The organism is Paenibacillus sp. M-152 (genome assembly GCF_003856555.1).
In the GTDB taxonomy this organism is placed as follows: Bacteria; Bacillota; Bacilli; order Paenibacillales; family Paenibacillaceae; genus Paenibacillus; species Paenibacillus polymyxa_C.
The window spans coordinates 5090617-5117564 of the sequence record NZ_CP034141.1; the positions used below are offsets into that span (position 1 = coordinate 5090617).

The window sequence follows — 26948 nt, forward strand, 5'->3', positions numbered from 1 at the left end:
AAGCTTGCTTTCGGCCTGCGCGTTTACGGGCTTGGACGTTGTTCGCCGTCTTCCTTGGGATGCGCGCCGCTTTCATTTGACGGCGGAGGCGCGCTTGTAGGATTAGAACGCGAATTCGATCGTATCGACGGCACTTTTTGCGCCTGCCGCCGGTTTATGACATTCAATCCGGCTTAGCTCGAGTTGTGGATTTTCCGCAATTTGAGACAGTACCCGCAGGTAATCCTCGGTCAAGGTGCGGATCATCGCTTTTTTGAACAGCTTGGTGGCGTAGAAGAAGCCCCCGCTCAGCGCCCCGTTGTTTTCATACATAAACAGCGTCAGATCGAACTTCGCTTCTTCCAAATGGTCAAGCTCGTAAGTCTTCAGGCTGACCCCTTCCAGCTCGGCGTCTCGTTCTTCGATATTTTGCAAGTCGAAAACGGCATCGAACAGCGGAAAGCGGCCCGGCTCCCGCTTCACATTCAAACGCTCCACCAGCTCCTCGAATGGATAATCCTGGTTCTCGAAAGCACCCAAAGCCGTTTCCTTTACTTCTTCCAGGTAGGACAAGAACGTTTTGTCGCCCGACGGACGATTGCGGATCGCCAGCGTATTGACAAACATCCCGATGACCGGTTCCAAATCGGCGTTCGTTCTTCCCGCCACCGGGGTGCCCACGACCAAGTCCTCCTGCCCGCTGTACTTGGACAGCAGCACGGTATAAGCCGCAAGCAGCACCATGAACAGCGTGCTTTCACGCTCGGCCGCCAATTCGTGCAGCCGCGCAGAGAGAGAAGCTTCGACGTCGAACTCCAGATGCGCGCCTTCGTAACTGCGAGCCGCAGACCGTTCGTAGTCCATCGGCAGGTCCGCCGTCGGCAGCTCGCCTTCGAAGGTTTGCAGCCAGTAAGCTTCCTGCTGCCCGATCCGCTCTCGGTGGGCCTTCGACTGCTGCCAAACGGCATAATCCTTGTATTGAATGCGCAGTGGCGGCAGTTCTTCCCCGGCGTAGAAACTCGAGAACTCATCGATCACAATCGCCATTGATACGCCGTCGGACACCATATGGTGCATGTCGAAAAGGAGAATATGCAAGTTCGGCTCCAGTTCGATGACCCCGGCGCGCAGCAGCGGCGGCTTGCCGAGATCAAACGGACGAACGAAGCTGCGGACGATCTGCTCGATTTGAGCCGCATCCTCTTTATCCGCTTGATGATGCTCGATAGCAAAATCGACCTGCGGGTAAATCCGCTGAACCGCTTCGCCCTTCACGATTTCAAAACCGGTGCGCAGCGATTCATGCCGTGTTATCAATTTCCGCAAGGCGGCTTCCAACCGGTCTAAATCAAACTCGCCTTCCACCTGCACCAACTCCGGCATGTTGTAAAGCTGATCCGCTCCATCCAGCGTGTGCTGAATGAACAGCCGTTTCTGCGCGGAGGACAGAGGGTAGTACTCTCTCTCCTCCGCTTGAGGAATGGCCTCATGCTCCCGCCGTTCCATCCGGGCGATCGCCTCGGCCATCGCCGCAATCGTCGAGTGACGGAATACGTCGCGCAGCGGCAGGTTGACGTTTAATTCCTTAAATACCTTGCCCGCCAGCTTCGTCGCTCGCAGGGAGTGGCCGCCGATGTCGAAGAAGTTGTCGTGAACGCCAATCTCCTTCGCAAGCCCCAGCACCTCCTGCCAAATCGCCGCCAGCTTCGTTTCCAGCTCATTGCGCGGTGCGACGTACTCCGTTCCGCTTCCCGCTTCCCCTTCCGGCGCCGGCAGCGCCTTCCGGTCAATCTTTCCGTTCGGCGTCAGAGGCAGGCGCTCCAGCTCCACGAAGTACGACGGGATCATGTAGCCCGGCAGCTCCTGCGCCAGCGCGCTGCGCAAATCGTTCACCGCCAGCTCCGCTCCGGTATCCGGCGTGTAATACGCGCATAGCGCCTTCTGCCCGTTCGCGTCACTTCGAACCAGCACCACCGCTTCGCGCACGCCTTCCGCCCGCAGCAGCTGCGACTCGATCTCGCCCGTCTCGATCCGGTACCCCCGGATTTTCGCCTGGTTGTCGATCCGGCCGATGAAGTCCACGTTCCCGTCCTCCATCCACCGCGCCAAGTCTCCCGTGCGGTACAACCGCTCGCCCGCGGCGAACGGGCTGTCTACGAACTTCTCTTCCGTCAGCTCCGGACGGTTCAAGTACCCGCGCGCCACTCCGACTCCGCCGATGACCAGCTCGCCCAGCACCCCGACCGGCACCGGATTCAGGTGCGCGTCCACGATGTAGAATTTCGCATTCAGCCACGCTTTACCGATCGGCACATTGCCTGTCTGCGGCAGCTTCGCCAGCTCCTCTTCGTAGAAGCTGGAATCGATCGCCGCTTCCGTCACGCCGTATGCGTTGATGATCCGGAACAACGAGCCGAAGCGTTCCTGCAAGGTCCGGTAATCCGCCACGCTGCAGCTGTCCGAGCTCGTGATCAACAGCTCCAACCGACTCATATCCAGCCCCTGCTCGTGCACGTACTCCAGGAACGGCACGATCAGCGCCGGCGTCGATTCGAAGATGGTGACCCGTTCCCGCTCAATCCAGTGGTGCAGACGAGACGGATCGATCCGGTCGTCCTTCGGCACGATCACCATCGTGCCTCCGTTGTACAGCGTCCGAGCGATATCTCCCACGAACACGTCGAACGAGAAGCTTGCAAGCTGCAGCAGCCGCACCGGGAACTGATCCAACCGGTATTCCCGCCGGTAGCCCGCCGCCGTGTTCACCAGGCTGCGGTGCTCGATCATCACGCCCTTCGGCTTGCCCGTCGTTCCCGACGTGTAGATCACGTACGCCAGGTCCTCTGGACGGGCTTCATGGAAGCTGTCGGCATTCGTCCGCTCCTCGCTGTACGACGCTTCGTCGTCCAGGTACAGCACCGCCGCCAGCGCCAGCTCCTCTTCGTCAAGCCAGGCTTCAGCACGCTCTCGCAGCGCCGTTTGCGTCAGCAGTACCTTCGCTCCGCTGTCTTCGAGCATGAACCGCACGCGGTCCGCCGGATAATCCGGGTCGAGCGGCACATACGCCCCGCCCGCTTTCCAGACGGCCAACACGGCCACCAGCAAGTCCACCGAACGCTCGGCGAGAATGCCGACGATCGTCTCCCGGCCGATGCCGCTTGCGCGCAGCGTGGCCGCCAAGCGGTTCGCCCGCTCGTTCAGCTCCGCATACGTCAGCCGCTCGTTCTCGTACACGACAGCTGCCGCTTCCGGCGTGCGTTCCGCCTGTTCCTCGAACAGCCGGTGGAACGCGGCCGCAGGAGCCGCTTCCAGCTGCGCCGGGTTAAACGCGCCGAGAATTTGTTCTTTTTCCTCTGCCGTCAGCAAGTTCAGCTCGGCAATCTTCGCATCCGGACGGCTTACGATCGTTACGAGCAGCTGCTCGTAATGTTTCGCCAGCCGTTCGATCGTCTCCCTTTTGTAGAGAGCCGTCGCATATTCGAAGCTGTAATCCAAGCCGCCGTTCTCCTCGCCCACATCCAAGCTGATATCAAACTTCGCGGTATCCAATGCGCTCGGATAAGGAATCAGGCTAAGCCCTTCCAGCTCAAATTCCTCGTTCTCCGTATTCTGCATCGTAAACAGCGTGTCGAAGAGTGGATTGCGGCTTAAATCACGGGTGACTTGCACCTTGTCCACCAATTCTTCGAACGGATAGTTTTGATGCTCGAAGGCGTGGAGGGTTGTTTCTTTGACTTCGTTCATGTATGACAGGAATGTCTTCTCCGAAGCCGGATAACTGCGGATAGCCAGCGTGTTTAAGAAAATCCCGATCAACGGCTGCACATCTCCATGATTCCTTCCGGCAATCGGCGTACCGACGATCACGTCTTCCTGACCTGAATATTTATGCAGAAGGACGTTATACGCCGCAAGCAGCACCATAAACAGCGTCGTGCCCGTTTCCGAGGCCAGCTGCTTTAGGCCGTCGGTTTTCGAAGCGTCGAAGAAAAACTCCAGCGTTTGGCCTTCGTAGCTCTGCACGGACGGACGCGGATAATCGGTCGGCATTTCCAGCACCGGCAGCTCGCCTTGGAACATGTCCAGCCAGTACGCCTCCTGACGCTGAAGCCGTTCCTTCTGCTCCTGCGAATGCTGCCAAACGGTGTAGTCTTTGTACTGAATGCGCAGAGGCTCCAATTGCTCGCCGCCGTACAAGCGGACGAATTCTTCAACAAAGATTTCCATCGAGACGCCATCGGAAATAATATGATGCATGTCGTACATTAGAATATGGCGTTCTGGAGCCAGCTCGACAAGTCCTACCCTCAGCAGCGGAGGCTTCGCCAAGTCAAACGGACGGACGAAACGGCGAACCATCTCTTCGGCCTCTTGCTCATCCACTCGATAGAACTCCACGGCAAAATTCACGTCTTGGTAAATCCGCTGCGATGCTTCGCCATCCACCATTTCGAACCCGGTGCGCAGCGTTTCATGCCGCGCCACGAGCTTACGGAACGCTTCTTCGAACCTTGCCCGGTCCAAAGCACCCTCCAGCAGCATCGCTTCCGGCATGTTGTAGCTAAGCTCCGCGCCTTCCAGTTGATTCAGGATAAAGAGACGTTTTTGAGCAAAAGATTGCGGGTACACCTCTCGGTCATCCGCCACCGGAATGGCAACGAATGTCTGCTCATCCAGCCTGGAAATGGCGGCCGTCATGCTCTCGATGGTGGAATGGCGGAACACGTCGCGCAGCGGCAGATCCACGTTCAACTCTTTATGAATCTTGCTGACCAGCGTCGTCGCCCGCAGGGAGTGGCCGCCGATGTCGAAGAAGTTGTCGTGAACGCCAATCTCCTTCGCAAGCCCCAGCACCTCCTGCCAAATCGCTGCCAGCTTCGTTTCCAGCTCATTGCGCGGTGCGACGTACTCCGTTCCGCTTCCCGCTTCCCCTTCCGGCGCCGGCAGCGCCTTCCGGTCAATCTTTCCGTTCGGCGTCAGAGGCAGGCGCTCCAGCTCCACGAAGTACGACGGGATCATGTACCCCGGCAGCTCCTGCGCCAGCGCGCTGCGCAGATCGTTCACTGCCAGCTCCGCTCCGGTATCCGGCGTGTAATACGCGCATAGCGCCTTCTGCCCGTTCGCGTCACTTCGAACCAGCACCACCGCTTCGCGCACGCCTTCCACCCGCAGCAACTGCGCCTCGATCTCGCCCGTCTCGATCCGGTAGCCCCGGATTTTCGCCTGGTTGTCGATCCGGCCGATGAAGTCCACATTCCCGTCCTCCATCCACCGCGCCAAGTCTCCCGTGCGGTACAGCCGCTCGCCCGCGGCGAACGGGCTGTCTACGAACTTCTCTTCTGTCAGTTCCGGACGGTTCAAGTACCCGCGCGCTACCCCGACTCCGCCGATGACCAGCTCGCCCAGCACCCCGACCGGCACCGGATTCAGGTGCGCATCCACGATGTAGAATTTCGCATTCAGCCACGCTTTGCCGATCGGCACATTACCTGTCTGCGGCAGCTTCGCCAGCTCCTCGTCGTAGAAGCTGGAATCGATCGCCGCTTCCGTCACACCGTATGCGTTGATAATCCGGAACAACGAGCCGAAGCGTTCCTGCAAGGTGCGATAATCCGCCACGCTGCAGCTGTCCGAGCTCGTGATCAACAGCTCCATCCAGCTCATATCCAGCCGCTGCTCGTGCACGTACTCCAGGAACGGCACGATCAGCGCCGGCGTCGATTCGAAGATGGTGACCCGCTCCCGCTCCATCCAGTGATGCAGACGAGATGGATCGATCCGGTCGTCCTTCGGCACAATCACCATCGTACCTCCGTTGTACAGCGTCCGCGCGATATCTCCCACGAACACGTCGAACGAGAAGCTGGCGAGCTGCAGCAGCCGCACCGGGAACTGACCCAACCGGTATTCCCGCCGGTAGCCCGCCGCCGTGTTCACCAGGCTGCGGTGCTCGATCATCACGCCCTTCGGCTTGCCCGTCGTTCCCGACGTGTAGATCACGTACGCCAGATCCTCCGGACGGGCTTCATGGAAGCTGTCGGTGCCAACATGCTGATGGCTCTCATCGCCGTCGTCCACAGCATCCGTCAGCTTGCCGGAGACTATGCCGGAGCCAATCGGCGTATTCGTCCGCTCCTCGCTGTACGACGCTTCGTCATCCAGGTACAGCACCGCCGCCAGCGCCAGCTCCTCTTCGCCGAGCCAGTCTTCGGCACGCTCTCGCAGCGCCGTTTGCGTCAGCAGTACCTTCGCTCCGCTGTCTTCGAGCATGAACCGCACGCGCTCCGCCGGATAATCCGGGTCCAGCGGCACATACGCCCCGCCCGCTTTCCAGACGGCCAGCACGGCCACCAGCAAGTCCACCGAACGCTCGGCGAGAATGCCGACGATCTTCTCCCGGCCGATGCCGCTTGCGCGCAGCGTAGCCGCCAAGCGGTTCGCCCGCTCGTTCAGCTCCGCATACGTCAGCCGGTCGTTCTCGTACACGACGGCCGCCTCTTCCGGCGTGCGCTCCGCCTGTTCCTCAAACAGCCGGTGGATCGCGGCCGCAGGAGCCGCTTCCGGCTGTGCCGGGTTGAACGCGCCGAGAATTTGTTCTTTTTCCTCTGCCGTCAGCAAGTTCAGCTCGGCAATCTTCGCATCTGGACGGCTTACGATCGCCGCAAGCAAATGTCCGAAATGAGTCGACAGCCGCCGGATCGTGCTTTCTTTATAAAGAGCCGTTGCGAATTCAAAGCTGCACTCCAGGCCGCCGTTTTCTTCCGTAACATCCACACTCAGGTCGAACTTGGCCGTGCCGTATTCGCTAGGGTACGGGGACAATTTCAGCCCTTCCAGCTCAAACTCTTTATCCTCCAAGTTTTGCAGGGAGAACATCGTGTCAAACAGCGGGTTGCGGCTCAAATCCCGGCTGACCTGCACTTTATCGACGAGCTCTTCGAACGGATAATTCTGATGCTCGTAAGCGCCTAAGGTCGTTTCTTTCACTTCTTCCAGATACGACAGGAAGGTCTTCTCCGAAGCCGGATAATTGCGGAGCGCCAGCGTATTGACGAACATTCCGATCAAAGGCTGCGTGTCTCCGTGCGTTCTGCCCGCAATCGACGTTCCGACGATCAAATCGTCCTGACCTGTGTATTTATGCAAAAGCACGGTATATGCCGCAAGCAGCACCATATACAGCGTCGTTCCTCTTTGAGCGGCCAGCTGCTTCAAGCCTTCGTTCGTTGCCTCGTCCACGAAGGACGTCAGCGTTTGTCCCTCAAAGCTCTGCACGGCAGGACGCGGATAGTCCGTCGGCATTTCCAGAACCGGAAGCTCGCCGCGGTAACGATCCAGCCAGTAAGCTTCCTCGCGTTTCAACTGCACTTTTTGCTCGTCCGACTGCTGCCATACCGCATAGTCCTTGTATTGAATGCGCAAAGGCTCTAATGATTCGCCGCCGTACAGACGAACGAGTTCCTCGACTAACACGTCCATCGAAACCCCGTCGGAGACGATATGGTGCATGTCGAACATCAGCAAATAACGTTCGGCTGCCAGCTCTACGAGTTCCGCCCGCAGCAGCGGAGGCTTCGCCAAGTCGAAAGGCCGGATGAAGGTCTGCACAACTTCGGGCGCTTCTTCCTCGCTCGCATGACGGTACTCAACGGCAAAGTCGACGCTCTCGTAAATGCGCTGTACAGCTTCGCCTTGTACGATCTCAAAGCCAGTTCGTAGCGTTTCGTGCCGTGCGATCAGTCCGTGGAAAGCCTTCTCCAGCAGGCTCCGGTCAATCGATCCTTCCAGCAGCAGCACGCCCGGCATGTTGTAGCTCTGATCGGCCCCTTCCAGCTGATTCAGGATAAACAGCCGCTTCTGAGCTGAGGAAAGCGGATAATATGCTCTTGCGCCTGCCAGCGGAATCGACGAGAACGACTGCTCTCCGATCCGGGAGATGGCCAGAGCCATCTCTTCGATCGTCGAGTAGCGAAATACGTCGCGCAGAGGCAGCTCGACGTTCAGCTCCTGATGCACCTTGCTCACCAGTGTCGTCGCCCGCAGGGAATGGCCGCCCAGGTCGAAGAAGTTGTCATGAACCCCGATGTGCTCCAATCCGAGCACGCTTTTCCAAATTCCGGCCAAACTGGCTTCCAGCGGAGTCCGAGGTGGAGTACGTCCTTCGCCCGGCTGCAAGCTCTCCTCCGGCGCCGGAAGGGACCGGCGGTCGACCTTGCCGTTTGCCGTCAGCGGGAGCCGCTCCAACTGGATCAGGTACGCCGGGATCATGTAGGTCGGCAGTTCCTGGGAAAGCGCGCTCTTCAGCTCGGCCGCCGGAAGCTCGCGGTCCGCTTCATAATAGGCGCAAAGCTGCTTCTCGCCGGAGGCGTTTTCCCTCGCGAATACCGTCGTTTTCCGAATTCCCTCCACTTTCTGAAGCTGAGCTTCGATCTCGCCCAGCTCAATGCGGAAGCCGCGGATTTTCACTTGGTCATCCGTCCGTCCTACGTATTCGATCGTGCCGTCCGGCAGCCATTTCGCCAAATCCCCCGTCCGGTACATGCGCTCTCCCGGCACAAACGGATTGTCCACAAATTTCTCCGCCGTCAGCTCCGGCCGGTTATTGTAGCCCCGTACCAAGCCTTCTCCGCCGACGCAAAGCTCCCCGGCCACGCCGATCGGCAGAAGCTTATTCCGGCTGTCGACGATATACACCGTCGTATTGCTGATCGGCCGTCCGATGGGTACGGTAACCGCCGACTCATCGACGAAGTCGACCGGAAGGTACGTGGTATAAACCGTGCTTTCCGACGGGCCGTACAGATGGTTGAGCCTGCCCGGTCCGATATGGGCGAGCGCTTTACGCACATGGCCGACCGACACGCGCTCTCCTCCGAACAAAATCGCCCGGACATCCCGCAGGCAGTCGACGTTCACATCTACAAGGATGTTGAAGAAAGCCGTCGTAATCAGCATGACCGAGATGCGCTCGCGCTGGATGAGATCCGCCAGCCGGCCGATTTCCAGCAAAGTCTCGCGAAGAACCAGCACCAGCCGCGCCCCGTTGGTCAAAGCGCCGAAAATATCGAAAATCGCTCCGTCGAACGAATAGCTCGAAAGCTGGAGGACATGATCCCGCTCGGTGATGTCGATATAATTCGTATTTCGCACGATCCGCACGATGTTGCGGTGCGAAACAAGGTTGCCTTTCGGCTTGCCCGTCGTACCTGACGTATAGATGACGCAAGCCAGATCTGTCGCTTCGGTGCCTGGATTTAGATTTGTGCCGTCCTCGTGATAGAAGGCCTCGTCATCCAGTAAGATCACGGAGTCTGAACCCGCCAGGCTCTCGCGCAAGCGGCTTTGCGTCAGCATGACCTGCGCTCCCGCATCCTCGATCAAGAAACGGATACGCTCCTCGGGATATTCCGGGTCAATCGGTACGTAAGCCGCTCCGGCTTTGTGTGCCGCCAGCATGCCCACCACCATTTCAATGGAACGCTCAGCCATAATGGCGACCAGACGGCCTTTGGATATCCCGTGGCTACGCAAGGTACGGGCAAGGCGGTTGACGCGTTCGTTCAGCTCGCGGTAGGTCAGCTCTTGCTCATTCAAGGAGATGGCGGCTGCATCCGGGATGCGCTCCGCCTGCTCTTCGAACAATTGAATGAGCGTCTTCCCGCGCGGAAATTCCGTGATGGTGTCGTTAAAACGTCCGAGAAGGTCGGTTTTTTCCGCCTCCGTCACAAGTTCCAGCTCGCCCACTGTAATTTCCGGGTTATCCGTCACCTGCTCCAGCAGATGGACGAGATGCCCCTTGAGCCGCTCGATGCTGTCTTTATCGAACACTTCGGCGTTAAAGTCGAACCGAATTTCGATCTCGACTCCCGGCACCACGGTCACGTTGAAGTTATAGTTCGTCTGCTCCTCCATCTGAACGTCAGCGATCGTCAGGTCGCCGTGCTGCTGGTCGCCCGCCTGCTCCATCTGCTCGTCCACCGGATAGTTCTCGAAAGCGATGATATGGTTGATTAGGTTCTGCTTTTGCACGCTGCGGGCTTGAATTTCATACAGCGGATAGTAATCATAACGCCCGGACTCCAGCGCCCGCTCTTGGAGCTTCGCCATCAGGTCGGCGAACACAGTGTCCGCTTCGCTCGTGACGCGGACCGGCACCGTATTGATGAACAGTCCGATCATGGATTCGATGCCCGGGATTTCCGCCGGTCTTCCAGCCACGACGCTGCCGAATACGGCATCGTTTGTCCCGTTATATTTTTGCAACATCACGCCCCAAGCGGCTTGCAGCAGCGTATTGACCGTAACCAGGCGCTGTTTCGCCACCTGGTCCATCCGCTCGCTCAAGTCTTTGCCCAGCTCGGCGGTGACGTGATCAGCCGTAAATCTGCCGTTCGGCGCCGGTTCCTTTTGTCCCGGGAGTACGGTTTGCCCTTCATAACCTGCCAGGAATGCCGTCCAATAGCCGGATGCCGCCTGATCGTCCTGTTTCTCCAACCATTCGATATAGGCACCATAATCCGATCCCTTATCTCCCGCTGGCTGCTTGCCGGATGCCAAGGCCGAGTACGTCTCAAACAGCTCCTGCGTCAGCTGCGGTAGGCACCAGCCGTCCATCAAAATATGCTGGAAACTCCACAGCACATGATAGCTTTGCTCTTCGGTGCGCAGGATCGTAACCCGAACGAGCGCGTCATGTTCCAGGTCGAAGCCGCGAAGCTTGTCATCCTCGGCTTTTTTATCCAAGTACGCTTGTTTCTCGTCCGACTGCAAATGAAGCAGCTCTTCATATTCAAAGCCGACCGGCTTGTCGCGGTATATGATTTGCAGCGGCTCGCCCGCTGGTCCTTTCACAAAATTCGCCCGTAGCACCAGATGACGTTTCGCAAGCTCCGTCCAGCTCCTCTCGAAAAGCTGGACGTCGAGCGCTCCCCGCATCGTAAACTGCGTCTGCTCGAAGTAAGCTGCCGTTTGCTGGTCAAGCGCACTGTGGAACCACATGCCCTTCTGCATCGGCGTAAGCGAGTAAATATTTTCGATTTCCCCGAGATGGCCCGAGCGCTGGGCGATTTGCTCCAATTCCGCGATGGTCAAGCCTTTAAATTGCACGTCGCTCGGCGTCAATTCGGTGTTTTCTTTGCCTGCGCAGTGGGTAATGAGCTCTCGAAGACTTTGCTCAAGCCGCTGAGCGAAGGCTTCCATCGTTTCCTTGTGATACTGCTTCCGGCTGTAGCTGAGATCGAGCGATAAAGCGCCTTCCAGCACCATGCCGTTGATATCCAGCACAAAGCTGCGGGCCTGCCGGTCGCTGGCCGGGCTGCCGCTGGAATAAGAAGATATGCCGATCTCGTCCTGATTGACATCATCGTCGAACTGGCCGAGGTAGTTAAAATTAATTTCCGGCTCTGAGCCCCAAACAAAGCCATCCTCCGATTTGGAGAGATAGCGGCATACGCCGTACCCAAGCCCCTTGTTCGGAATGCGGCGCAAGCTTTCCTTGACCTGTTTAATCTGATAGGCCAAATCCCGGTCGGTTTCCGGCTCCAGGACGACCGGAAACTTGGTCGTAAACCAGCCGACTGTGCGCGTGATGTCGATATCCGTTCCGATCGATTCGCGTCCGTGTCCTTCGAGATTGATCCGCACCCGTTCGTGTCCCGTCCACTTGCGAACGGCTATGCCGAGCGCCGTTACCAAAATATCGTTCATTTCGGTGTTGTAGGCCCGGTGAACCCGCTTCAGCAGCAGCTCCGTTTCTTCGGGAGTCAAACGGACGAACAGCGATTCGCTGTCCTGCTGCGTCGTAACGTCCGCCTCCAGATCCTTCGGCAAGGCCGGAACCGCAATTTGTTCCACGGCCTGCCAATAGGCCCGTTCCTTCGCCATCTCCGGGCTTTGCGCGTAAGCGGCCAGCTGCTCGGACCAAGTGCGGTACGCATCCGTTTTCGCTGGGAAACGAATTTCCTCGCTTTTGCCGGCCTGCTCGTAACCCAGAGCGAAATCCTCCATCAAAATGCGCCAAGACACGCCGTCCACCACGGCATGATGAACCGCGAGCAGCAAATGATCGCCGTCCGCGCACCGGAACAGTCCCGCCTTCACGAGGGCCCCGTTCTCCAGATCGATGCCCGCTTGAATGTCCGTTGCCTTCGCTTCCACAGCCTGCGCGGTATTCTCCGCATCCTTGAAGTCGAACACGTCCAGCGTGAACAGCCCGCCTTCCTGAATCGCGCGGGTCCGCGCACTAAACCCTTGTTCTGTCTTGCGGAACACCATCCGCAAGGCGTCATGATGCTCGGCCAGCTTTTGCAGCACCTGACGCACCGTCTCTTCGTCGAAGCGTTCCTTCCGGTACAACATCACCGACTGGTTGAAATGATGCGGGGCCGCAAAAGAGCTCTCGAAAAACCAATGCTGAATCGGCGTCAGCGCCGTTTCACCCGTTATTTCGCCTTGATCGATGGTACGTCCGATCGGTTTCACATGCAGGCTGAGCTGTGAGATAGTCGGATATTTGAACAAATCCCGGATTTCCAGCTTGTACCCGGCTTGATGAAGCCGCGAAGATACTTGAATGGACTTGATTGAGTCTCCGCCCAGCTCGAAGAAATGATCCGTTACCCCAACGCGATCGGCGTTCAATACCGCCTGCCACACATCGGCAAGCGTCCGCTCGGCTTCATTGCGGGGAGCTACGTACGCGCCGCCGGTCAGCGCGTTTCCTTCCGGAGCGGGCAAAGCCTTGCGGTCGATTTTGTCGTTCGGCGTGAGCGGCATCCGCGGAAGCTGAACAAAATGCGCCGGAATCATGTAATTTGGCAATTTTTGCGCCAGCGCGCTTCTCAGTTCGCCGAGCGTAAGCGGGCGGCCCGCGACCAGGTAAGCGCACAGTTCTTGCCCGTTTTTGCCTTCCCGCGCGATTACGATCGTCTCCTGCACGGAGTCGATCTTCAGAAGCTGCTCTTCAATCTCGCCGATCTCGATCCGGAATCCACGGATTTTCACCTGATGGTCAATCCGGCCCAAGTACTCAATATTTCCGTCCGGCAGCCAGCGGGCCAAGTCGCCCGTCCGGTACAGTCTCTCTCCGGGCTCAAACGGGTGTTCGATGAATTTCTCCGCCGTCAGATCCGGCCGGTTCCAATATCCCCGGGCGAGGCCGACGCCCGCGATGCACAATTCCCCTTCCACTCCGATAGGCGCCAGTTGATTCTGTGCGCCCAGTATATACAAGCGATGGTTCCAGATCGGACGTCCGATCGGTATCGCTCTGCGTTCGGTGTCATACGTAGACGCCGCCCACACGGATGTGGCGATCGAGGCTTCCGTCGGACCGTACGCGTTATAGTACTGTACCTTGTCTTTCCACTGCTGCACGAATTCGGCTGAAACGGCGGAGCCCGCCGTGATGAGCCTACTCAGACTCGGCAGGCGGTCTGAATTCAAATAAGCCGCATAAGTTGGCGGCAAAGTGGCGATCGTAATTGCATGCTCGTTCATGAAACGTTCGAACAGCTGATCATCCAAAATCGTCTCGGTTGACGGTATATATAAGGTCGCCCCGAAATATAGAGCGTTGAACATCTCCCAGCACGACGCATCGAATGATAGGCTGGCGAATTGCAGCACTCGATCCTGTTCGGTCGTGTGAAGCGTATGGGCAAACGTCAGTTTCAGGCTGACCAGCCCGCGATGCTCCAGCATGACCCCTTTGGGTTTGCCCGTCGTACCTGATGTATAGATGACATAAGCCAGATCATTCGGACCGCTGGCCGGATCCAGGTTCGAGCCATCGTCGCTGTAGGCCTGCTCGTCATCCAGCGCCACCACGGTCCCTTCGAACGGCACCTGCTGCTGCAGCTCCCTTTGCGTCAGCAGCAGCTGCGCGTTCGAGTTCTCCAGAATGTAGCGGATGCGTTCTTCCGGGTATTCCGGGTCGATCGGCACGTAGGCACCGCCAGCTTTCAGAACCGCCAGAATGCCAACGACCGTCTCCAGCGATCTCCTGGCCATCAAGCCTACCAGCTGATTGGGCAGCACGCCGACCGATCGCAGCGTCCGCGCCAGCCGGTTCGCCCGTTCGTTCAGCTCCGCGTACGAAAGCCGGCGCCCCTCAAAGACAACCGCCGTCGCTTCGGGCACCCGCTTCGCCTGCTCCTCCACGAGCTGATGAATCGTCCGATCACGGGGATAGTCCTTCTCGGTATCGTTAAAGCTTTGCAGCAATTGAAATTTCTCGTCCTCCGACAGCATGTCCGCCCGCACAATGTCCAGATCCAACTCGTGAAGCCCCACGGCCAGCAGGCGATTCAGATGGCCGACGACCCGCGTCATGAACTCGGAGTCATATAAGTGCTCGTTATATGACAGCGCTAGCTGTATCGTCCCGCCGGTTAAGCTAAATTCAAAGGAACAATCCGTGACCACGTTTTGCCCGATTTCGTCCAGATGCAGCTCCTTAAGGGATACTAGCGTATGGACGACGGGTATCCCGTCTGCATATTGCAGGTCCAGCTTCTCTGTCATTTTCAAGAACGGAATATGTTGATGCTGAATCGCTTCCGGCAAGGAAGTCCTCAGCTCGCTCAGAAGCGTTTTAAAAGTCGCATCCGCCGAAAGCGAGTTTTTCAAAATGGCCGTATGATTAACGGATCGGCGCGTCTCCGTCGGTTTCCGTACAACCGGCATGCCGACCAGAATGTCAGAAGCGCCCGTATATTTATGCAAGAGCGACTGAACACCTGCGAGCAAAATCATAAAAGTGGCCAGCGGAGCGCCCTTGCTCATTTGAAGGACGCGCTGCGCCACTTCCTCCGAAAGCGAACCGCCGACGGTTGTCATAATGGGCTCCAGGGAGCTTGGAGCTTTGCTGTAAGGCAGCCGCGTCAAGGTATAATCGTCGCTACCGAATTTTTCGTTCCAAAACAACGTTTCTTTTTCAAAAGCCATCTGGATCGTTCCCCTCTCTTCATCGGTAAAAGCAATCCGGCGGAGCATATGCCGCAGCAACGCTTCAGCCTCGCTCCCCGCCTTTTCAAACATGTGACAATAATGTCAATGGCTTTCGCCAGGTCACCGCTTTGTTTGCCCGGTTGATCGCATGCGGCAATCCTCTGCCTAGCAGCTGTCCCGCTCGGCTCCTATGCGTGAAAGACAACTAAGAGCATCGTTCTACGCAAGAGATGCGGTGCTTCCGGCTCCGCTGCTTCATATGCTTGCTGCGGACGAGCCGCCCGAAAACGGGCTTTGGTTTAACATTGGGTTCGGAATTGGATTTGGGGGTGGACAAGGGATGTTCCTCCCATCGATGTAAGGCTTGCTGTAGGGTTACGGCCGGCCAGCAGGAAGTCGGCCGTACCTCCGGATTCGGCACCGGAGCTGCCTTTGTCGAAGCCTATGTTTAAGGGATATTGATACACTCTATGTACGATTTGTGTATTCCCCCGTCTGGTGTGGATAAGTAAAGATACGGCTGCGGGGTAGTGAGCTTTTCCTTGCGATTAGATGTGACGATGGGTCTGCATGAGGCTCAAAGAATGCTCCGTATGGCATGAACGGGACAGCCTTTGTATTGGAAGTAAATTACATATTTTCAAAAATGCTCACGCGCTTCATCCTCCATCGGAATTGGGATAAGGTTGGCTTCATCCTTTCTGAGCCTTCTGACGTCATGGAGCATACATATTCTCGGCTGTCACTTTCCACAATTGTCGGTCTCCGCATGCCTGCTTGCTGGGTAGCCAGTGGATTGGTCTCTCGCGCACAGCTTGGATAGATATAAAAACCATCTAATTCTATTTTCTATCATAATTGGAAAGGTAACCTAGGTAGAATTATATCAAAATTTCCAAGAATGTATAGTAAAACTTTAGTTAAATTTGGTCTGTCCAACATAAAGTGTTAATATTTTGCCTAAAAAAAACGAATGGAAAAGAAACGCTGGGAATGGTTTGCCATCAATCGAGGAATTCGACGCGTGTCGACATTCAGGCGGGGTGCCGGCCGATTTGGGAGATCTTCCCTGGAGACATTCTCTGCCGGTGCTCCGAATCCTTGCGCTTTGCGATCTATTTTCTAAAATAATCATGGATTGTAGAGTAGGCTGTATTAGATGAGTCATATCCACTACCAATAGCGATTCGCTATTAAATATTTCACGATTTGCATGCAGTACCCACTTGGTAAACCAAATAATTCATCTTGTTCTCTTGTAACTTTCGCAAGTGGTTTTTCACTTTGTTGAATAGCACAATAGAGATTATCTTCGAGACTATTTATATGATGATTTGACAATTTATCGTTGTTTTTAGCATTATGAAGCCATTCGACATTCCTAACCAAATTGTAGTTTATCTGTCTTTCCGTAATAAGTGCCCACTCTATCTTTTGGTCTTTAAAGAACTCTTTTTCAATCTGTAATTTCTCTACAACTCGTTTTGTCAACTTGTTAGAAGGTTTGATAGAATGTGCAATAAATTTTATACTTTCTTCTTGTTTTACTGTAAGTAACATATCTGTAGTCATAATGATGGGAAGCTTATTCTTGGGGTCAGTTGGATGTTTAATGTCTAACTTTTGTGCAATATAGAGGGTTTTATCTAGAGGTAATAAAGGAAATTGTTCGCGAATATCAATCACTTGCTCTGACCACTCCATTTAGTAATGATGTGCCAATTCAAAGTGTTCAGACAAATAATGGTGAAGTCGACCACTTTTCCAACCAAGAATTCGAGTAACTATCCCTATTGAAGGTACATCATGATAGTCAACCAAGGTTTATATTCCGAAAAGTGGCCTTGACCTCTTCCTTCTTTGATTTTCCGTTGAATAGATGCTATAGAGCTACTTGATCGAATTTTGCTCATTATTCACCTTCTTTTTAGAACTACTAAATCAGAGTAAAGTTCAGTTATCTTTTTCTACTCCTAAGATATATTTTAGTTTTACTTCAAAATACAAATGTAGAATATAACAACTCACAGCTTTATACAATAGCAAAGTAATATTTCTTAGATATATTTTACTTCGTAGCCTATTCATAGGCTACTCGTAGGGTACAGTAGAGCATGAATAAGCTATAATATGGGCTATAAGTAGGTATAATTAGTAAGCAGATGGGTCGGGTAAAACCTATTTGATTTAATAGAGATGAATTCATGAATACTTTGGAACAGAGATGTAAAAATTTGAGTCTAATCCATAAATAGACACAAAAAGAAATTTGTAATAAGATCGGGGTAACTAAACAGGTTGTTTCTAATTGGGAGTGAAACGTAGCACGGCCTAAAATTAATCATTTAATATCTTTAGCAAAGGTTTTTGACGTTACAACTGATTATTTACTTTGTATTGCTAATCGAATGACGTTCCCCTACTGTGTGGGCTCAATTGCTACAGGCGTATCTCCAAAGATTAACCACTCTATATGGGAATTGAAGTTTTCTTTAATTGCTATAAGTATATCAAGAGAGGGTCTGTATTTATCTTATTCCAGCTCACTCAACGTTCCTTGAGAAATTCCAATTATATTTGCAAACTTTATTTGATTTAAGTTGTTTGTTTTTCTAATAGTTCGAATTCGTTAGCCTATTGTAGACATAATTGCCTTCCTAAGCTAAAAAGATCCCGATATATCATCGGGATCTTTCTTGATGTTTGTAAAATGACTAGTTCCACACTTTTTTATCACCAGACATTTGTTTACAGACAATAAAGTTGTGTACCTAACTCCATTTTTTTGTAATAAACCATCCATAAAACAGAAGCCGCCCTTAAAGGTTGTTTGGAACTTCCTTTGAGGGCGGCTATTGTGCATCTACCTATGTTAAATCTCTAAGAGTTACAGCATTCCAACACAAACGGATTGCACTACTAACGCTCTCACTGCTTAACTCGAAGATTCCATGTAGATGGGCCTTCAGCATATAAACAAATGTCCCAAGTTCGATAACCCGATTCCAACCAAATTCAAACTTTTCACGAATCGTCGTGCCCTTAAGCAAGCCTTCTCGCACATTATTACAAATTATTGATGTAGTTGAGATGGACTCACTTTTTGAATTTGAACAAGTATATCAAACGTTTTACCTAATGATATATCAACAGTTTTTGGTATACCAGGGCCTTCTTTAGTTATTCCAGCGAAAATTTGATGTTGTTCGTTTAACCAAGTTTTTGTCACTCCGTTCGCCTTACGTAAATCAATAAAAAATTGATCTTTTTTGACCTGTCCAAAAATGTAATTATAACTGTTTGGATCATCTGATTTTAATATTCCATATGGGCCAAATTTACCATCATTATTATAAACATTATATTGTCCTTTATAAACTGATGTTCCAATAGATACATACCGTTTTCCATAATATTCTGCTAAATGCTGCCCAGCTACTTTAGGGTATATAAATGGAATCATATTTGTTTTCGAAACGTGTCCATTATGTCCCCAAACTATGGTTTTCCCTAAATGTTCTTCAGTCCACTTCGCATTTTCATACATTGCAATATCATGTTTCAAATAAAAATCCGATGGTTTATCAGGGGATGTTCCTCCTAACATTGTAGTAAACTGTTCAATAATACGAGCATTTTGTTTTATCCATGCGAATTCTTTGGATTTTCCGTTTAGATAACTTTTATTTTGTTCTAATAAAGCACTGATTTGTTTAGCATCTGATATATACTTTTCTTTTTCTTCTTTCGTAAGGCTCTCAAAAGTATTCATATCCTTTGTTACAGGAATAAGACCTTTTATCTTCTCTTCTACTCTAGGCACAAGATCTGAATTGTTTCTTTTTATATATTCTCTTATATTATTATAAACATTCTCGTTTACTGATTGAATATCCATCCCAATGATACGCACTTTAGATTTATGTTTTGGATTAGCATTATATTGTCGAATCCAACTAAGTAGATCTAACATTTCTTTTGTGTTAAATTCAGGTGATAGATGTTGGCTTGGGTTTCCCTTACCAGTAAGAACATATCGATCAAGCTCCAAAGCTCTGTCCCATCCCTCTTCTAAAACTAAGTTGGTGAATCCCTTTTCAGATACTAAATAATTAACAATGCGTTGTTTCATTGTAAAAATTTCATGAGCCCCATGCGTAGCTTCACCTAAACCTACAATTGAAGCTGAATCTACCATATTCTTAAGTGGTTTTAAATCATTAAAAGATGCAGTTGGATTAGTTGTTTTTAAAGGCTTTGCATGCATTTCTAACCATTCCGCTATTTGACTTGTATTGTAGGGAGCTGTAACAGAAACTCCTGTTTTCGAGTCTGCATAAGTACTTCCTACAAAATTAGTCAGTATTATAGCAGAAACACCAAGTGCAATAATCATTTTCTTTTTCATAAAACCCTCCTAAAATACTTATTTGTTAGTTTTTTGACATGCTCTAAGGACCAGGGGATACTTCAAGACCCTAGTTTGATGGCGACGTGGCGGGACCTCATGCCTATCAACTTAAGAACTTGCTTTATTCAAATTTTTTTAGAGTAAGTTGTTTTTTGAACCAGAAAGGCATATTTTTAACTATAAAAACTATGACAAAATTTATCCGGTTTTCCTTTTTGCCTACTTGCTAAATTCAGCAAGTAAAATATTTTTAAATGGATCAGGACTATCAGCTTTAAGGCTGTTCAAATTGACGGCCAATGTATGCTTGCCTCCAAGTGTGCCACCAGCAAAAGTGGTAAACCCTAGAACGCTACCTTTGTGTCCCCATATCGAGACACCGTTTGGAAGCTTAGTTTCAAAGATCCCAAGACCATATCCGGTTCCTTCTCTATCTGTAGGAACTGTAGTAAGCATTTGTTTTAGTTGCTGTTCCTTCAGTAATTTACCACTGAGTAAGTAAGAGAAGAATTTGTTTAAATCGTCAGCAGTAGAAATCATATCTCCATCCGAGCTACCTGGGTTAATATAAGTAACGTCTTTTAGCTCACTTGCTCCGTCTAGTTGGAAATAGCCACGGGCATGCTTGGTGCCTGGAATCACACTTGAATTGCCCGGTAGGAATGTATTTGACAAATCAAGCGGTTCAATAATCCGATTTTCAACCTCTTCCGCATAGCTGTTTCCAGTTACTTTTTCAATAAGGATCCCCAGTATTACGTATCCTGTGTTTGAATAAGACCAACCCTTTCCTGGGGCAAAGTCTGGGGGAAGAGAAATCCCCATCTTTACGAATTCTTCAGCCGTATACGATTTTTTTGTATCCGTATAATCAAAGTCTTTTGAATTTACATAGTCAGCGATACCACTTGTATGATTCAATATCTGCCGGATAGTAATTTGGTTACCATCATATCCGTTTCCTTGAATGACACCAGGCAACCATTTTTCAATGGGGTCGTCTAGATTCAAGCGGTTCTCTTCAGATAATTGAAGTAGAACTGTTGCAATGAATGTCTTCGTCACACTGCCAATGCGAAAACGAAAATCTGTTTTCATCGGTTTCTTGGCTCTCAGATCCGCTATCCCAGCAGCATAACTCCATGTTTTTCCACTCTTATAAATTTCAGCAAGTATCCCAGGGTATCCAAGTTGTAGTGTATCCCGCATTGCTTGCTTAGCAGAAGTACAATCTCGTTGGGTACTTGTTTGTAACAAACTAGATACATTTTGAGTGGGCTCTGCTTTTACAATTGAGGTTGGTGTTGTGTATAACAGAGAACTTCCAATCATTAAAAGAACTAAACCTGTAGATGTAATTTGACAATGCTTTTTCATAAAGATATTCTTCTCCTCTATTCATATTGTATCGGTAATTATCTGCTGTTTTAGGGCAAGAGTGGATTTGCAATTATCTTTACTCATTATTATTTTCACAAACGCTATTGTGTCCTACCAAACGGTAAATTCCTTTTTTTCCACATGTATGTTAACCCTAGAAATTACTTATTTTCCTTAAAACACTCTTGTTACTGGTTTGTTTTTCATAAATAGGTCAAACCTGTTTCCCCTTTCACGCCTCGTTAAATTTTTATCATACACAATGAAAATCCCCTCCTCATTTATTGTTAATGTGTTAAAACTACCTCTGTGATTCTAAGTGTTTTTCTGTCACATACGGTAGTGTCAAAATGTCACGCTATATAAATCCTAATATTGTTCGGAGTTAATAACTCAATTCAGATGTCGCTGTCAGTGAAGCTGGTGATTTGGCTGTGTTGAGTTATAATTTATACAATTACGTAGCAGGAGAAGATGGACAAGAAAAACTTCAAAAATGTTGGAATACTACTGAAGTTTTTCGCTTAATTAATGGCGAATGGCGTGTCACAAGAAAGATATTAACGGAGATGATTGAATCTCCACCAGATTTCCTTCAAATCCAAACAAGAAGTCCTCTGGTGGTTAGAGACCTCGATATACTATTAGAATTGCAACAACGTTGTGAATTATTAGTTTCTATGACTATTGAAACAGACCGAGAAGATGTAAAGCGACTTTTTGCACCTTTAGCTCCAGGGATCAACCAGCGCTTAAAGGCTCTTAGAAATGTCCATGCAGCAGGAATTAATACACAGGCATTCATTTCTCCTCTTTTGCCCTTCACGCCAGATTTACCCAAAAGATTACAGAGGATTGTTGATCGAATATATATTGATTCGCTGAACATTTGGAGATGGTTTAAAGGGGAAGCGATCCGTGCAATTGGGTATGCCTTTGTTGTTTCAACGAAATGGGTTTTCTAAATGGTATCAGCCTGATATTCATTTAAAAACGAACAACTATTTTAATAAATATTTTGACGAAAAGATTATATTCTTATCTTCTAGTAGAGAGTATCCTCTAAAAGGGGAAATATGTATAATTAATTAATCTACAGGAAATCGGACAGTCATATCCTCTACTCCAATCTGGACGTTAATTCTATCAGTTACATTCTTATACATACAAAAAGAGCAGCCTGTTTAGCTGCTCTTTTTGTATGTATAAGATATTGAGTTTTCATCAGTTGAATTTCCTAATAGTTTCAACGCTTCACGTAGATGCGAAGTCCCATTACGGGACGGGAAAAGGAGCTACGATTTATCGGTTCGTGAGCGACCAATTTTTCATTTTCTACACGAAAGTCATCAATATGAACACTCGGGATGCCGTACACGTCATCGTCGATTTGCTCCACCATGGAACGGACTTGGCCATCGAGGTGCATTATACGGATACAGCCGGTTAAACCAACAAGTCTTTGGTTTAACGCATTTGCTCGGATTTCGCTAACAGGAAAGGATTCAAAAACTTTTGACTTGTTATGCAATTTATATTCGCTCTGATTGAAACCTAAGCAGTCACCCTCTGAATTTAATAAAAACCCGATGATACGTGCTCATCGGGCTTTTTATTAAATACTTATCAAGAAGAGATATTCTTGTTATCCGTCATTAATAATTAGTATACAACTTTATTGTCTGTACGCAACATTAATGTCGGATGATAAAAAAGTATGGAACCAATTTTGTTGATTTTATAGGGTTTGTTGCGGCATTTGAAACAGGCGAAAAATAAAAAGTTTGGAACCGCCTAAAATTTCCATACAAAAAAATTGGAAACCGACTCCCAAATACGGTCTTCCGCTTAGTTTATTCCATAATCCGCTGGTTCGCTTACATCATTATAAAGTTTAAACCCACAATTAGTACAAACTGTCTTACCCAATTTAAAGTAATGCTCTCCCTTATTAAGTTGTGAGGAGAAGAATATTTTATATCAGGATAAAGAAAAAGAGTGTCATTTCTGCATACAAAACAAGTTTTTTTGATTTATTTTGAATATCGTATATTTGCCTTATTAAATCTTCTTCATAAATTTGTTGTAGAAGATTGCCGACTGGTTTTTGATATGCTTGACGAAGATTGCGACAAGCTCGTCCATATTGTCAGAGCCATGTTCAAGCACATTCTCCCGCCGTATAAGAACTATGTCGTATCTAAAGGAGATGCTTCATTGATTCACTCTGCCTACCGCTACGGCGGTAGGTTCTTGCTGCTCTCCACTTCCATCATAAGATATATGCTTCCTGTTCATCGTAGCCGAGGCGGGGGATGGAATCAGTGTAGCAATAAACAAGCAACTACGAAACTCTCAAGAGATATCATGCAGAACGACAAACGCCCGATGTGTTAGCCCAAACTTTTGAATGCAGTCTTTTACAGGATGATATAAACGATTTCTCCTTTCGAGATATTTCGCCTTATATGGTAGACACTCTATAGGTAGGAATCACACACAGAAGCATAGGGCGATTATTTAATCTTGAATATGTCACATCGGAATAACATATCAATTCAATCTTAGCAGGGGTAAGAATAATCGAATTTGCTTGGCTTCGTTATCTACCGCCCGCTTAATCCAAGGAACATATCATCAAGTGGTTAGGTAGAATCATCTTACATAATTTTCTACACTGGCAAAGTAAAGATTACCTCAAGTGGATCTTTACCTGCGAAAAAATCTTCATACAATTTTCTAACTTCCATCGAATCTAATTCTTTTTCTTGCTTATTGATTAACCTATCCAACTCTTCTAAAATACTTACTTCCTTTGATGACAGCACCTTTGACTTAATAAGCGTATCTTTCATATTGGGAAGTAACCCTCTTGGCCAGCAATCCTCATACACACCTCTGTATGAATCGTATAAGAACGTGATCTGACTTATTCCCGCATATTTCCGAACGTGTGGATGCACTAATAATAAAAATTGAGCGATAATTCCAGAACGCTGGATTAAATAATAAGCCTCTTGTATTTCCTTCATCAAGTAAGATTTGGCTTCTACAGAATTAGCAAGAAAATTGATGTACATTTTTGAGAGTACGTTTATTAAGTGTTCTTTCTCTAAATTCTCTTCCAACTTCTTAATTATTTCTTTTTCACTAATTCCCGCTTGTATAAACCCTATTAAACAAGCTGACATTCCTTTCACATTAACAGCTTTTTCAGCTACACATAACATATATTTATCAAAGATTTCCTTGAGGTAGTTTTCACTAAATGTGTAAATGTCTAAACATTCAATGATTGTTTCTATTACTGAAGCTTGATCATACTTATCTTCTATACGCGGGAGAAGGTCTATCAAATGTTCAACAAATTCTTCTCCGTAATATTCTAGCAAGCTAGGATTATATTTTACTTTTTCTAGTAGAGCAAAAAACGTTTGATATTCTTTTGTATCATTATTTTGTGTTAGATATTTGAATAGCTCATTAATATATTTAACTTTCTCGTCCACTAGACTTTCTCCCTTTCTATTGTTAGTGTTACTTAATTTAACTTTTTACACGACTTTATATCAGATTAATGGCAATAAAAAAACAATTCTACCATAGAAAAACTTAGTGCCATTGTACTACATTCCACTCAATACCTTCGGAAGTTTGCCTATAAATAATTTGCATTACGCCATTGTTTCCATATTCATCTCTTATATATACAGAATTCCATCCTGCATAATTCTGCCCATTGCGTCTACTATCAAGAACATGATCGTTTAATGCCTTTAGACGCGCTCTAGCACTTTCGTCACCCCGAGCTTGCGCTGAAATATCATCAAGAATTTGATTAGCTAAATTTCTCTCATGTTTAGTTAAATGGCGACTTTCAGGTTTTCCTGATACGCCGCCTATTATTGGAATTTTTTAGAAAAAAAATATCCGAAAATAAATAATTATAAATATGATTCACCTAAAGAATATGCCCAACACTTCGAACACATAGAATCAGATTCCACACTGGATTTTGTCTTTTTTTTTTTCGAGATTTACGTGAGTAAAGCGAATTACAAAAGGAAGAACCACTATTAATTATTCGTTAAAAACAGTAGGCACTGTGTGTTAAGAGATGAGTCACTGAAGAGTTAACCTTGGAGTTTCCAACTGAAGCACTTACGGATGAAGTCGCTTTTCATCTCCAAGTTGCTCGGTACGATAGGGTGTCTTCAAGAAAGAATGAGATGAAAAAAAAGCTTGATTCGGATGGCAGCCATCAAAGACGTTAAAAACGGGAGGTAAAGTGAAGAAAAACAACATCATAACAAAATGTCATAACTATATAAATCTCAACAAAAAAATGCCAGACAACAAGTATTTCATTTGAAGAAACAATCTTCCTTGCCGATCCTAAAACTATCCCCTTACATCAGGAATGATCTGTACAGATGGAAACAGTGATTTCTTATAAAATAAATGCCAGACAGGCCTTAACCTATTTGGCACTTATTTTTGTGATACACTTCCAAGGTTCTAGAAGCCGGCTCAAATTAGCACTCGTAGAATTAGATGTCTATTCCTTAGGAGTAGCTTAGCCCCTCTTATTTCAAGAAGATTTGATCAGTTGTACCTTTTAATTTTAAGCTTTTCTGATTTTGTGTAAATAATAATAAAACTGATGCTTGTTCTGAGTAATCTCCCAATATAGTTGCGCTTATTCATATACCCTCTATCCCCTACTCTTTCTCATTAATTCATAGTTAGTAGAAGGCTTATTTGAAATATTGTCTGCTACAATATTATTTGTATCAATTGCTAAAACGCTTTTCATAGCTTCATTCGTAAATTTAGTGAGTTCTGGAAATACTCTTGGATTAACGATTTGAGCAGCTTGTAACCTTCCCTTAAAAGATTGCAATTCTGGAATTCCTAACTGTTGCCCACCTTTAAGCACTGAAAAGGAATCACGTTTAATTCTATTCTGCAGTGAATTACTTACTAAGAGAGTATGATCCTTAGATAACACAACTCCTGTAATTGGTTTGTTTTTATTTTTAGAGTAATATCTCATTTTGCGATAGCTCGGCTTATGTCCGTACTTTCTTAGAAGAATGTCGACACCATTCCGCAACTGATCTTTGCTAAAAGGTGTTTCTTTGGAAAAAGTCATATCGTCTACATATAAGGTAAATATACATCCATGCCCTTCATGAGCAAGAGCTTGGATCTCATGAAACATATTTCGGTATGCATAATAAGCTGTTAGTTGACTTGCCGGGCTTCCCGTCGGAATCGCCCCATTATATGTTAATATATTTGTCAGGATTCTGCGGTATCATTTGACATCATCATTTCATCTCGCCAGAAAAGATATACATATTCTCGGATAGTATTTCCATAGAAGCTACGAATATCTATAGTTAAAACATACTTTGATTTCTGATGCGTTTTTGCATTGTCTATGTAACTTTTGCCTCGTTCACCCGAAATAAGCCAAGACGGTCTTTCCAATCTACTTAACAACTGAAGAACACGTTTTTGCACCCTTTTCAAATCATCATTGGGTGCAGTGATCAAACGATCTTTCTTCCCTTCCTGCTTATGATTAAAAGTACGATATTTTATCATAGCTTCAATTTGTTTTAACTGACTAACTTCAAGATTTAGGTACTTTGCTAGCTTATTCTTACTTTTCAATTTATAAAAAACACATTGATTAAAGTCATACTTTTTTATCATCTTGGCCATCTGAATCTACCTCATTTTTTGACATTAACTCAATAAATTTAATCATCATCTTCTTTACAAAATCTTCAGTGCAATTTTTCCGTACTGCATCATCATGATCTTCAGAAAGAAGTATTAGAGTCGATACTTTCATGTCAAAAACAGCTGCATATTTCTCAAGCAGATCTAATGGAGGTTTTTTCTTATTATTCTCAATTTCGGATAAATAACTTGAAGAAATTCCAAGTTTCTCACTCAAAACGCTTGCCTTATACCCATAGATCAATCTTGTTCTTTTAAGGATTTCTCCAATCATAGTATTGATCCACCTTTCACAATCAATAAACATAAAATTAAAATTAGGTAGGCTCCCCATTTTAACTCGACTACTTCAGAAGATCACGGAAAACCACAATAAGCCTGACAATTGTAAGAATCCCCTCTAAAATCTTGAATGGATACTTAAAGATCAATAACTTAATTGAGGAGCGATGTTTCTCTTTCCGTGAAACTCTAG

9 protein-coding genes and 2 pseudogenes are annotated in these 26948 nt (G+C 48.4%); 2 read left to right on the forward strand and 9 right to left on the reverse strand.

Translation table 11 applies throughout. The features are described 5' to 3' along the window. Positions 1-102: 102 nt before the first annotated feature. The 5 genes and pseudogenes from EGM68_RS22300 to EGM68_RS22325 form a co-directional block, all read right to left on the reverse strand. The gene (locus tag EGM68_RS22300; RefSeq protein WP_129550032.1) at positions 103-15018 is read right to left on the reverse strand and encodes a non-ribosomal peptide synthetase; all 14916 of its coding nucleotides are present in this window, start codon (positions 15016-15018) and stop codon (positions 103-105) included. Between the two features lie 1083 nt (positions 15019-16101). Beyond that, positions 16102-16614, reverse strand: a complete 513-nt coding sequence (locus EGM68_RS22310) for a TnsA endonuclease N-terminal domain-containing protein (RefSeq protein ID WP_233902309.1) — start codon at positions 16612-16614, stop codon at positions 16102-16104. An 847-nt stretch (positions 16615-17461) separates the two neighbouring features. After that, the gene (locus EGM68_RS26590; protein ID WP_129550363.1) at positions 17462-17554 is read right to left on the reverse strand and encodes a helix-turn-helix domain-containing protein; all 93 of its coding nucleotides are present in this window, start codon (positions 17552-17554) and stop codon (positions 17462-17464) included. A 447-nt stretch (positions 17555-18001) separates the two neighbouring features. Then, positions 18002-19336 (reverse strand): erythromycin esterase family protein, encoded by a 1335-nt coding sequence (locus EGM68_RS22320; protein WP_129550034.1) that lies wholly within the window; start codon positions 19334-19336, stop codon positions 18002-18004. A 222-nt stretch (positions 19337-19558) separates the two neighbouring features. Then, positions 19559-20741, reverse strand: a pseudogene (locus EGM68_RS22325) (serine hydrolase domain-containing protein). Positions 20742-21153: 412 nt separating this feature from the next. On the opposite strand from EGM68_RS22325, the gene EGM68_RS22330 reads away from it, so the two are divergent. Continuing rightward, positions 21154-21684 carry a radical SAM family protein gene (locus EGM68_RS22330; protein ID WP_240664097.1) on the forward strand — a complete coding sequence of 177 codons (531 nt, stop codon included), beginning with the start codon at positions 21154-21156 and terminating at the stop codon, positions 21682-21684. Positions 21685-21962: 278 nt separating this feature from the next. Further along, positions 21963-22210 (forward strand): annotated as a pseudogene (locus EGM68_RS22335) (Tn3 family transposase); the annotation flags it as partial. A 1181-nt stretch (positions 22211-23391) separates the two neighbouring features. On the opposite strand, the gene EGM68_RS22340 reads toward EGM68_RS22335, so the two are convergent. The 4 genes from EGM68_RS22340 to EGM68_RS22360 all read right to left on the reverse strand — a co-directional run bounded on the left by EGM68_RS22340 (position 23392) and on the right by EGM68_RS22360 (position 26747). After that, entirely contained in the window at positions 23392-24228 is an 837-nt protein-coding gene (locus tag EGM68_RS22340; RefSeq protein WP_129550036.1) for a hypothetical protein, read from the reverse strand. A gap of 1205 nt (positions 24229-25433) precedes the next feature. After that, complete coding sequence (locus EGM68_RS22350; RefSeq protein ID WP_129550037.1) at positions 25434-25943, reverse strand: RNA-dependent RNA polymerase family protein; 510 nt, start codon at positions 25941-25943, stop codon at positions 25434-25436. Positions 25944-26023: 80 nt separating this feature from the next. Continuing rightward, the gene (locus EGM68_RS22355) at positions 26024-26452 is read right to left on the reverse strand and encodes an RNA-dependent RNA polymerase family protein (RefSeq protein ID WP_129550038.1); all 429 of its coding nucleotides are present in this window, start codon (positions 26450-26452) and stop codon (positions 26024-26026) included. Then, complete coding sequence (locus EGM68_RS22360; protein ID WP_129550039.1) at positions 26427-26747, reverse strand: helix-turn-helix domain-containing protein; 321 nt, start codon at positions 26745-26747, stop codon at positions 26427-26429. Before EGM68_RS22360 ends, EGM68_RS22355 begins: the two co-directional genes overlap by 26 nt. Positions 26748-26948 lie beyond the last annotated feature (201 nt).